Source organism: Pseudomonas sp. RA_105y_Pfl2_P56, from assembly GCF_963970845.1.
Classification (GTDB): Bacteria; Pseudomonadota; Gammaproteobacteria; order Pseudomonadales; family Pseudomonadaceae; genus Aquipseudomonas; species Aquipseudomonas baetica_A.
Map to the genome: position 1 here is coordinate 156,895 of NZ_CAXAPL010000008.1, position 10,387 is coordinate 167,281.

Here is a 10,387-nt window from a genome sequence, read left to right on the forward strand (position 1 = left end):
AACGCTGAAACAGTTCCTGTGTCAGCGTCGCATCCATTCCCAGTAACCCATTGAAATTCCAGAACAATCATAAAGCGGCACAGGATTCGCTATCTCCTTCACAACGCTGACTAGGGCCAGCCCACTGAAGAAGGAATTGCAGCCGTGGGGAATTTCAAAAAAAGCTTGACCTGCCTTCTGCTGATCGGATCAGCCGCCAGCACCATTCTCAGTTTCAACGTTCAGGCCGAAGGCAATGGCGTGATCGTCCTCAATCGCGATGTCCAGCCGATTCCTATCGGGCGCAATGGTGGCAAAGACCCCTACCCGACCACCGTCAACGCCAACCCATCGGCGCGAATCAACCAGACTCTGAGCAATACCGAACTGAGCGACGGTGACTTTGCCAGCGTCGCCAGCGGCTCGTCGATTCGCGGCAACATCACCGCACCCAATTCGAATCTGCCCGGCATGAACACCCTGACCAACCCCAGCGGTATGCCAGGCATGAGTGCCGGCCATGGCGGCGGTGCCGGCGGCTCGATCTCCAACACGGTCAACCGTGCGATGAGCACTGGACTGGCTCCTTTGACCCGCATGGCTGGAGGCCAATGAGATGAATCGCTCCCTGCTCCTGCTCGCCTTGATCGGCTGCACCAGCGCTATGGCCGCCGACCCTGGCTCGGTAAACAACGCCAACATCCAGGATTCTGGTGTGCAGTACCGCGGCAACTTCAACGTCAACCAGGCCGCCGGTGACCAGATGCAGCAAGCCAATACCAAAGCCATCGCGATTGGCACCGACGCCAGCGCCAGCACCATCGTCAGGCAGCGAATCGACACGCCGGCCGACCGGTCGATGAATGCCAGCGCCACCATTGGCGGCACCTCTTTCAGTAATGGCAACGGAATCCTGGGAGTAAACCAGGGCGCCGGGGCCAACAACCAGATGGCCAACGTGACGCGCGTCAGCATCAGTGCTGCCCCGCAGAGCGTTGACGATAGCGCCCTTTCTCAACAGAACGTGGCGTTGTTACCGAGCTCAGGAGCAACTGGTACCTCACCCGGCAGTCGCCAGGTCACGACAAGTGATCAGGCCTTCACCGGCAGCCGAGGGGTCATCCAGGTGAACCAGAGTGCCGGGGTGGGGAACCGTATGGCTAACACCCTGAGCATCCGGGTCGCAGACTGACCCAAACAAAAAAAGCAGTGCAATTAGAAAAGTCCCAACACTTAACCAACTAATAAGCACGGAGAAACACCATGAAACCTACAATGGCTCTTAAACCACTGGTTTTCGCTCTTGCAGCAGTAATGGCAATGGCAGCTCAGGCAGGCGGTAACGATCATGGTAACAACGGCGGTCATGGTCACCAGCCTCCTCCACCAAAAGGCCCAACCCTGGAGCAGCTCCTGCAAATCACTGCCGGTGCCGGCGCCGCTGTACTGGATACACAGAACAGCGACGGCAACGTGGTGAAAAACCAGGGCACCAAAAACAACGCCACCACCGACAACTCGCTCAACGGTTCCAACGGCAACATGGGTGCCAACACCGCAGCAGGCGACGGTAACCAACAAGACAACGCTGCCGCTCTGGCGACCGCCGACGAAAGCTTCATCTTCGGCACTGCTGTTGCTGCCTCGAGTGCAACTCAGGTCAACAACAACAACTACGTAAAAAATTCGTCGACCGTCAACAACGCCACACTTAACAATGCAGGCAACAACGGCTCCGGCAACATCGGCGTCAACGTGACGGCTGGCAACTTCAACCAACAGAAAAACAACCTGGCTATCGCTGTATCGGGCGGTCGTGTCGCTCAGGCCGCAGCCGCGGCCAACCAGTCTTCCACTGGCCTGGTGGTCGAAAACAAAGGTGTGCAAACCTACAAAAAAGACACCCTTACCGGCACTTTTGCAGCCGCTGGTGTGTTTAAAGCCAAAGGCACTGCAACCATCGAAGGCGATGACAGCCACCACGGTGGGTACGGCAACAAAGGTGGTCATGGTGGTGGCAATGACGATCAAAAAGCCAAGTTCGAAGCCGTGGGTACTTTTGGCCTCGCTGGCGTAACCACTCAGCAAGTGTTGACCAAAGATGGCTGGAAAAACCCAGTCACCAACACTGCCAACATGACTGGTTCGATGAACAACTTCTCCGGCAACGGTGGAGCCAACGTCTCGGCCGGTGTGGGCAACCAACAAAGCAACTCGCTGTCCATCGCTGCAGGTTGCAAAGCCTGCATGTAATCGCGATCGAAACGAAAGCCCCGGCAACGGGGCTATTCCTCAGTCCGCAAAGGCGTATCGATCATGCGTAAGACTGCCCTTATCGCTCTGCTTTGCCTGTCCGGCCTGTCCCAGGCTGCCCAGATGCCTGTGGCTGCCCTTCCTGGCGGCACACTCGTCTACAAGAACGTGCAAAGCATTCGTGAGCGCAAGTTTTCCGACATCGTCGAACAGAAAACCGATTTCAGTTGCGGCGCCGCCGCACTGGCCACGGTGTTACGCCAGGCCTATTGGCTCGACGTCGATGAGGAGCACATCATCAAAGGCATGCTGGTCAATTCCGACCCGGACCTTGTTCGCACTCAAGGTTTTTCCATGCTGGACATGAAGCGCTACGTTGAAAGCATCGGCATGCGTGCCAGGGGTTACCGGATTCCGCCCGAGAAACTCGAAGCGGTGACCATTCCGGTGGTGGTACTGATGGAGATTCGCGGCTACAAGCATTTCGTGGTGTTGCAGCGTGCGGACAAGGATTGGGTTTACATCGCAGACCCGGTTTTAGGCCATAAACGCTACGGCCACGATGACTTTGTCAAAGGTTGGAACGGCATTGTCTTCGCCATCGTCGGTCCCGGATATGACAAAACCAATGCGTTACGAAGCCCTCCGACACCGCTGACCGCCAAGAACAAACTCGATGGTTTCAACCCTGTCCGAGACGCCGAGTTGATGGATTTCGGATTCATACAGAGCGACTTCTTTTAATCGCCGATAAAAGAATGGGACTGGACGTCCCGGGAGCAGCAGATGAAAACCTCATACTGGCTGGCCGCTGCCTGCCTGGCAGCGAGCGTTTCAGGCTACGCCAATGCAGGATTCAAACCCATCGAAGTCAAGGACCAGGAGCTCGCCGAGCTGCGCGGTCGTTATGTCATGCCGGGGCGAATCATCAGCTTCGGTATTGTCATGAGCAGTACCTGGCGCAATGCCAGTGGTGACCTGATCGGGGCATCGACCTCAATGCAACTTCAAGCAGCAACCGTTAAACCCGAATTCTATGTTCAGACCATCAAGGAGCACGGCAACGGCAGCCCCCTGACAGCCGGCACCGGCACGATTACCGGTGGCGCCGCCCTCAACAGCAGCCAGGGCGTGACGCAAAGCGTGCGCGCCGCTGGCGACAGCAACACGGCCTACAATAACGTCGCAATCAATGTCTCAGAGGCTTCCAGGGCTCCAGCGCTGGTACCCGCTCAAGGGCAGGCGTTGATGGCCGGACAAACCATCACCGGTGGTAATGCTGCCGGGAATGTGGCCGTTTCGGCCACCGGCAGTGGCATTCAAATGGCTATTCAGGCCTCCGGAAATCAGGGTACATCCCTGCAACAGGTCGCCCAGGGTGGTTTGCTGCAAAACACCCGCTTGCTCGGCAGTGCCAACGTGGTCAACAACATGACCCAACTCAACGTAGTTCTGAACAACAACGGCATGAGCGCCGGCGCATTGGACTGTAACCTGAGTCAACTCAGGGCCCTACGCAATATCGGATATTGAACTACGCTTGGTCTCGATCATTGGGTTTAAAGGGACGGCTTATTCATGTATCGATCAGTATCACTGCGTACAGCGGTTTGTTTGAGTACGCTTCTTCCCGCCGCCATGCTGCAAGCAGCACCCGACGCGGACGTCGCGACACTCAAGCAAGAACTTCTGGAACTCAAACAACGATACGAAGTACAACAAAAGGCCCTGGCGGTACTCGAACAACGAGTCCGCCAGGTTGAGGAGCAACCCGTAGCCCCACCTCCCAAGCGCCTGGTCAAATCGCCTGCAGACATGAAACGCAATGCCGTTGCAAACCGCACTGGCTCTGCCACTGCATCCGGAGGCGCTGCAGGTGGCAGTGGTTACGGGCAGTCGCTGGCCGACGATTCACAACCGGCGCAAAGCGTATCCAACCTGTATGACGAAGCCAGTGGCTTTTTTGGCGGCGGTAAATTCAGTCTCGAAACCGGCATTACCTACTCGCGCTATGACACCCGTCAGTTGATCCTGAATGGTTTTCTCGCACTGGATTCGATTTTTCTGGGCAACATCAACCTTGACCGTATCAAGGCCGATACCTGGACGCTGGACGTCACCGGTCGCTACAACTTCAACAATCGCTGGCAGTTTGATCTGAACGTGCCAGTGGTGTACCGCGAATCGACCTATCAGTCCGGTGGCGGCAATCAGGGGGCTGCCGGCGTAACAACAGAGCAGGACGTTACGCGAGATCCCACCATTGGCGACGTCAACTTCGGTATCGCCTATAAATTCATGGACGAGTCCGTCAACACCCCGGACGCCGTGGTCACCTTGCGCGTGAAGGCGCCGACCGGCAAGGACCCGTTCGGCATCAAGTTGCGCCAGACCGACGCCAACACCAACCTGTTCGTGCCTGACACCCTGCCGACCGGCAACGGCGTCTGGTCGATTACGCCAGGCATCTCGCTGGTCAAAACCTTCGACCCGGCGGTGTTGTTCGGCAGCTTGTCCTACACACATAACCTTGAGGAGTCGTTCGACGACATCAGCTCGACCGTCAACCAGAAAACCCCAGGCAAAGTGCGAATCGGCGACAGCTTCCAGATCGGCGCCGGTGTAGCCTTCGCCTTGAACGAAAAGATGAGCATGTCGTTCTCGGTATCTGATCTGGTGCAACGTCAAAGCAAGCTCAAACAAGACGGCGGGGATTGGCAGTCGGTGGTGTCCAGTGATGCCAACGCCGGCTACTTCAACATCGGCATGACCGTTGCGGCCACCGATAACCTGACCATCGTTCCCAACCTGTCTATCGGCTTGACCGATGATGCCCCGGACTTTTCCTTCAGCCTGAAATTCCCGTACTACTTCTGACCGCTCGATCACGAACAAGGCCCGCTGCGATTACGTCGCAGCGGGCCTTGTTCGTTTCCCCCGCCCTAGCGGATCTGATGCTTGTGCAACAAGCGATAAAAAGTCGGCCGCGAAACTCCAAGCACCTTGGCCGCGATACTAAGGTTGTCGCTGTGCCGGTTCAACACATCGCACAGCGCCTGGCGTTCGGCACGGGTTTTGTAGTCTTCCAGCGTCCCCATCGGAGTGGCGATTGCGTGCTGGCTGATCAAACCCAGGTCGCGCGCTTCGATCTGCCGACCTTCAGCCAATACCAGGCCTCGACGCACGCGGTTGGCCAGTTCGCGAACGTTGCCCGGCCAGTCGTGTTTGCCCATGGCAATCAGCGCATCTTCACTGAAGCTGCGCGGCCGGCGTCCGGTTTCGTGACTGTAGAAGTGGGAAAAGTGGTTGGCCAGCATCGACAGATCGCCGTGGCGCTCACGCAGGGGCGCGGTGGCGACTTGCAGAACGTTGAGACGGTAATACAGGTCTTCGCGAAAGAGCTTCTTGTCGATGGCGGCTTCGAGATCGACGTGAGTCGCCGCCAGAACGCGCACATCAACCGGGATCGGTTGACTGCCGCCAACCCGTTCAATGTGTTTTTCCTGAAGAAAGCGCAGCAGATTGGCTTGCAGTTCCAGCGGCAGATCACCGATTTCATCAAGAAACAGCGTGCCACCATTGGCCGCTTCGATGCGCCCGACCTTTCGCTGATGAGCGCCGGTAAACGCACCTTTTTCGTGTCCGAACAGTTCGGACTGGATCAAATGTTCAGGAATTGCACCGCAGTTGATCGCCACGAACGGCTTGTTGTTACGCTGGGATTGACGATGCAGCGTGCGTGCAACCAGCTCTTTACCGGTGCCGCTTTCGCCGCGGATCAATACGGGCGACTCGGTGGGCGCCAGTTTGCTGAGGAGTTTGCGTAGTTCGCGTATCGGTTTGCTGTCGCCGAGCAGTTCGTGTTCCGGCTGATCGATGTGGACCGTGCCCTGCCCGCGCAAGCGCGCCATGCCGAACGCGCGGCCGAGGGTGACCTGCACCCGCGACACGTCAAACGGCAAGGTATGGAAATCGAAAAACCATTCACAGACGAAGTCACCGACGTTCTGCAAGCGCAGGACTTCCTGATTGAGCACAGCGATCCATTCAGTGCCGCTGCGACTGATCAGTTCCTTGACGGCTTCGGGACGTTCCAGGTGAAAAGGCTGCAAACGCAGCAAGCCGACATCACAGCTACGGTCGGCGGCGTTTTCCAGGCTGCAGCTGTCGACATCCCAGCCTGCCGCGCGCAAACCGGGTAGTAAGCGGTGACAGTCGTCGCAGGGATCGACCACCAATAAACGTCGTAATGCGGGCGCTTCACTCATGACTGTTCCTTGGCGCCAAATTTAAGGAATTTATTTTAAAAACAGTCATTTGGCAGACCTGGCTGTAACACTAGCAAGAATTTGACGGCGCCTTGTATCGATTGCTTATAGATCTACCGGCAAATACGTTATAAGAAATGTAATTATTAGCTAGCTATCGACTTGGTCTCTTTCAGCAAACTTTCAAGTTCTCCAGAAAATCCGAGTGCATAAAAGAAATTTGAAATTTCTTTGTTTCAAGTGTGACCTGCTCCCCGGTTGCGTGCATCAGTACAAGTAACCAGCCGATCGGTGAGCCCAACCGACGGCCTATCACTTGACTGGGCACTAAAGAGAGAAAACCCCATGACCGCCCCGCTCCGTATCAACGAAGCTCTTTTGATTGCCAACCACGCGTTTCAACCTTTCCAGTGCGTGGCCTGGGCCCCACAAGACGGCAATGGCGAATTGAGCCTGACTGTTATCGACCGCACCAATTCACGTATCGGCCGTAAACAGATTCCGAGCACCGCCTACTCCGACCCGGCACAGCTGGAACAGTTGCTGCAGCAGGCTCGCGCCGAACTGAGCGAAGAAGGTTACGCGTTACAATCGTGGTCGATGCCACATTGATAGCCGGGTAAGGCGGATGACTTTGAGGTCATCCGCTCTCCTGTTCTTAGTTGCTGTTTCTATTTTACTCCCCATACTTCTGTACAACTTTCAGCCACGCGCGGCAACGTAACTGCTTGGCAGGCTTGCCATTGGTTCAAAAAGACACTGTTCTGGCACAGTGTGACCCTCTACCTGTTAGTTCTTACAGTTGTACTTCCCTCTGTTCAGGGATTGAATGTTCCGCTCATGCAGTTACCCGACCGGCACCCGGTTCTGGTCAACTCGCAAGGAGATGCGTGCATGTCAACGTTGAATACTTATCTGCTCCCGACGCCATTTAATAATGCCGGTCAACTCGACAGGACATTTGCCGCCAACGGAGTCGCCCAGGTTTATTTTCCCGACAGTGTGTCCAGCCTGACTCAAGAGGTTGCCCTGGATGCGCAAGGGCGGATTCTTGTGGCAGCCAAAGTCGGCCTTGCACAAGGCAGCCGTTTCGGCCTTGCTCGGTTGCTCGCCGATGGTTCCACCGATCTATCATTCGGTGATCAAGGCTGCGTGATCGGCACCTTTGCACCTGGTTTCGAGGCCATGGGCGGCAAAGTGCAGGCGTTGCCCGATGGACGCATCCTGCTGGCCGGCCTGCACTATGAAAACACCCATCGCACACTGCCCGCCGTCGCTCTGTTCGACGCTCAAGGCAGACCGGATCAAACGTTTGGGGATAATGGCCGCAAAGTTGTATGCCTGCCGGGCGATTTGTCCATGGGCTCCCGTGACCCCTGGCTGCCTCCGGGCGTACCGGGTGCTGAGGCCTGCGATTTAGCGGTACAGGCCGACGGGCATATTCTGCTGATCGCCAACCACCATTTCGAACTTGCTGACCATGCCGGCATGCTGATTCGACTCAAACCCGACGCCAGCCTGGATGAAACCTTCAACGGTCGCGGCTTCGTGATGATCCGCCATCTGTTGCTCAATACCTGGCTCAGTAGTCTGCTGCTGCAGGAAGACGGGCGGATCGTGGTGGGCGGTTCAATCGATTTCCCTCAGCAAGGCCTGTTGGCGCGCTATCTGCCCGATGGTCGTCTTGACGAGCGTTTTGCAGTAGACGGCTTCATGACCATCAAGGCTGATGGGCGAAGCGCTCAGATCAGTCGGGTCCTTGAGTCCGAAGACGCCCTGCACTGTTTCGGCAGCAGTTTCGACCCGCTCCGCTGCCTGGCTTTCAGCCTTCACCCCAATGGTCGCCCCGACCTGCATCGCAATAACGGCCAGCCGCAACTGCTGGACATCGGTCCCAGCGGCTGCCAATGGAGCGCCGCCCAGCGCATGGCAGATGGCCGAATCATCGCCGCAGGTGCAACCATTGGCGGGATCGAAGCAGATTTCATCGTGGCCCGCTACCACGCCGATGGCCGCCTGGACCCAAGCTTCGGCCATGGCAATGGCTGGCTGCGCACCCGTCTGGGACACAGTCTCGACACGGCAAACTCACTGGCTGTGCAAGCGGATGGCGCTATCCTCGTCGGTGGTTATTCGCTGAATGGCCGTTACCGGGCCGTGATCGCGCGGTATCTGAACGCCTAAGAGCTTGATCTTCGTTCTCACATCCGGCAACTTGCGCGCTTCTCAAGACAAGGAGCAACCGATGTCCGGTTCAATGGCCCAGGCGTTCGCGCATAACTTTCTAGGGCATTCACCACGCTGGTATAAAGCGACCATCGTTGGATTCCTGATCCTTAATGCTGTCGTGCTGTTCACTGCCGGCCCCGTCGCGGCTGGCTGGCTGCTGGTGATCGAGTTTATCTTCACCCTGGCCATGGCCCTCAAGTGCTATCCGTTGATGCCCGGCGGTCTGTTGTTGATTGAAGCTCTGCTGCTGAAGATGACCACGCCGCAGGCACTTTATGATGAGCTGGTGCACAACTTTCCGGTGATCCTGCTGCTGATGTTCATGGTGGCCGGCATTTACTTCATGAAGGATCTGCTGCTGTTTCTGTTTTCGCGGCTGTTATTGGGCGTACGTTCAAAAGCGCTGCTGTCCCTGATGTTCTGCTTCCTGTCGGCGTTTCTTTCAGCGTTTCTCGATGCATTGACCGTCACAGCAGTGATCATCAGCGCGGGTGTCGGTTTCTACGCGGTCTACCACCGCGTTGCCTCGGGGAACGATCCACGGCAGGACAGTGAAATCAGTGATGACCAACACCTGCCCGCCCTGCAACATGACGATCTGGAACAGTTCCGCGAGTTCCTGCGCAGTCTGTTGATGCACGGCGCGGTGGGCACGGCGCTGGGTGGCGTCTGCACATTGGTAGGCGAGCCACAGAACCTGCTGATCGGCCATGAAATGGGCTGGCACTTCACCGAGTTCTTCTTGAAAGTCGCCCCGGTATCCGTGCCAGTGCTGGTGGCAGGTCTTGTGACCTGCGTTTTGCTGGAGAAGCTGCGCTGGTTCGGTTACGGCACACTGCTGCCGGAGAACGTGCGCGCCGTCCTCGCCAACTATGCCGCCGAGGACAACGCCAAGCGCACGAATCGTCAACGCGCCGCCCTGCTGGTGCAAGGCGCAGCCGCGCTGATCCTGATTGCCGGGCTGGCTTTCCATGTCGCGGAAGTCGGCCTGATCGGCCTGATGGTGATCGTGTTGATCACCGCGTTTACCGGGATCACCGACGAGCATCGTCTGGGCAGCGCGTTCAAGGACGCCATGCCGTTCACTGCCTTGCTGGTGGTGTTCTTTGCCGTGGTGGCGGTGATTCACGATCAACACTTGTTTGCGCCGCTGATCGAGTGGGTGCTGGCGCTGCCGGCTGACCAGCAACCGGGCATGTTGTTCATTGCCAATGGCGTGCTTTCGGCCATCAGTGACAACGTGTTCGTGGCAACCATTTACATCACCGAAGTGAAACAGGCATTCCTGGCTGGGCACATGACCCGCGAGCACTTCGAGACGCTGGCGATTGCGATCAACACCGGCACCAATTTGCCGAGTGTTGCGACACCGAATGGTCAGGCGGCGTTTCTGTTCCTGCTGACCTCGGCAATTGCACCGCTGGTGCGTCTGTCTTATGGCCGAATGGTGTGGATGGCAGTGCCTTACACCGTTGTGATGGGTTCCCTGGGCTGGTACGCCGTCAGCTACTGGCTGTAAACACATAACTGATGTGGGAGATTCTATGGTTCATGCCTAGCCCCTAAACCGCTTTAGGTGAGTATTCGCTCTGGTTTTTCAACAGAGCAAATACCACCCGGGCAAGCTTGCGGGCTAGTGCGACCAGTGCTTGGGTAGT

The 10,387-nt window shown here is 57.0% G+C and carries 10 protein-coding genes; 9 read left to right on the top strand and 1 reads right to left on the bottom strand.

The window, feature by feature from the left end; translation table 11 throughout:
* The first annotated feature begins 144 nt into the window (after positions 1-144).
* From AACY11_RS08305 to AACY11_RS08330, 6 genes are all read left to right on the top strand, one after another.
* Positions 145-594 carry a hypothetical protein gene (locus AACY11_RS08305; protein WP_339465709.1) on the top strand — a complete coding sequence of 150 codons (450 nt, stop codon included), beginning with the start codon at positions 145-147 and terminating at the stop codon, positions 592-594.
* A 1-nt stretch (position 595) separates the two neighbouring features.
* Positions 596-1,171: an adhesin gene (locus tag AACY11_RS08310; protein ID WP_221731662.1), complete on the top strand. Its 576-nt coding sequence runs from the start codon at positions 596-598 to the stop codon at positions 1,169-1,171.
* Positions 1,172-1,242: 71 nt separating this feature from the next.
* Entirely contained in the window at positions 1,243-2,232 is a 990-nt protein-coding gene (locus tag AACY11_RS08315; protein WP_339465713.1) for a heme utilization protein, read from the top strand.
* Between the two features lie 63 nt (positions 2,233-2,295).
* Positions 2,296-2,976 carry a C39 family peptidase gene (locus tag AACY11_RS08320; protein ID WP_339465715.1) on the top strand — a complete coding sequence of 227 codons (681 nt, stop codon included), beginning with the start codon at positions 2,296-2,298 and terminating at the stop codon, positions 2,974-2,976.
* A 42-nt stretch (positions 2,977-3,018) separates the two neighbouring features.
* Positions 3,019-3,765: a hypothetical protein gene (locus AACY11_RS08325; RefSeq protein WP_339465716.1), complete on the top strand. Its 747-nt coding sequence runs from the start codon at positions 3,019-3,021 to the stop codon at positions 3,763-3,765.
* 45 nt (positions 3,766-3,810) lie between these two features.
* A complete protein-coding gene (locus AACY11_RS08330; RefSeq protein WP_339465717.1) occupies positions 3,811-5,109 on the top strand; it encodes a hypothetical protein in 1,299 nt (432 codons plus the stop codon).
* Between the two features lie 65 nt (positions 5,110-5,174).
* Here AACY11_RS08330 and AACY11_RS08335 read toward each other — a convergent pair whose 3' ends face one another.
* Positions 5,175-6,500 carry a sigma-54 dependent transcriptional regulator gene (locus AACY11_RS08335; RefSeq protein WP_339465718.1) on the bottom strand — a complete coding sequence of 442 codons (1,326 nt, stop codon included), beginning with the start codon at positions 6,498-6,500 and terminating at the stop codon, positions 5,175-5,177.
* A gap of 345 nt (positions 6,501-6,845) precedes the next feature.
* Between AACY11_RS08335 and AACY11_RS08340 the strand changes: the two genes are divergently transcribed.
* From AACY11_RS08340 to nhaB, 3 genes are all read left to right on the top strand, one after another.
* Positions 6,846-7,112, top strand: coding sequence for a hypothetical protein (locus tag AACY11_RS08340; protein ID WP_221731656.1), 267 nt, complete (start codon positions 6,846-6,848; stop codon positions 7,110-7,112).
* A gap of 282 nt (positions 7,113-7,394) precedes the next feature.
* Positions 7,395-8,684 (top strand): hypothetical protein, encoded by a 1,290-nt coding sequence (locus AACY11_RS08345; RefSeq protein ID WP_339494392.1) that lies wholly within the window; start codon positions 7,395-7,397, stop codon positions 8,682-8,684.
* A 61-nt stretch (positions 8,685-8,745) separates the two neighbouring features.
* A complete protein-coding gene (gene nhaB / locus AACY11_RS08350; protein WP_339465720.1) occupies positions 8,746-10,248 on the top strand; it encodes a sodium/proton antiporter NhaB in 1,503 nt (500 codons plus the stop codon).
* Positions 10,249-10,387 lie beyond the last annotated feature (139 nt).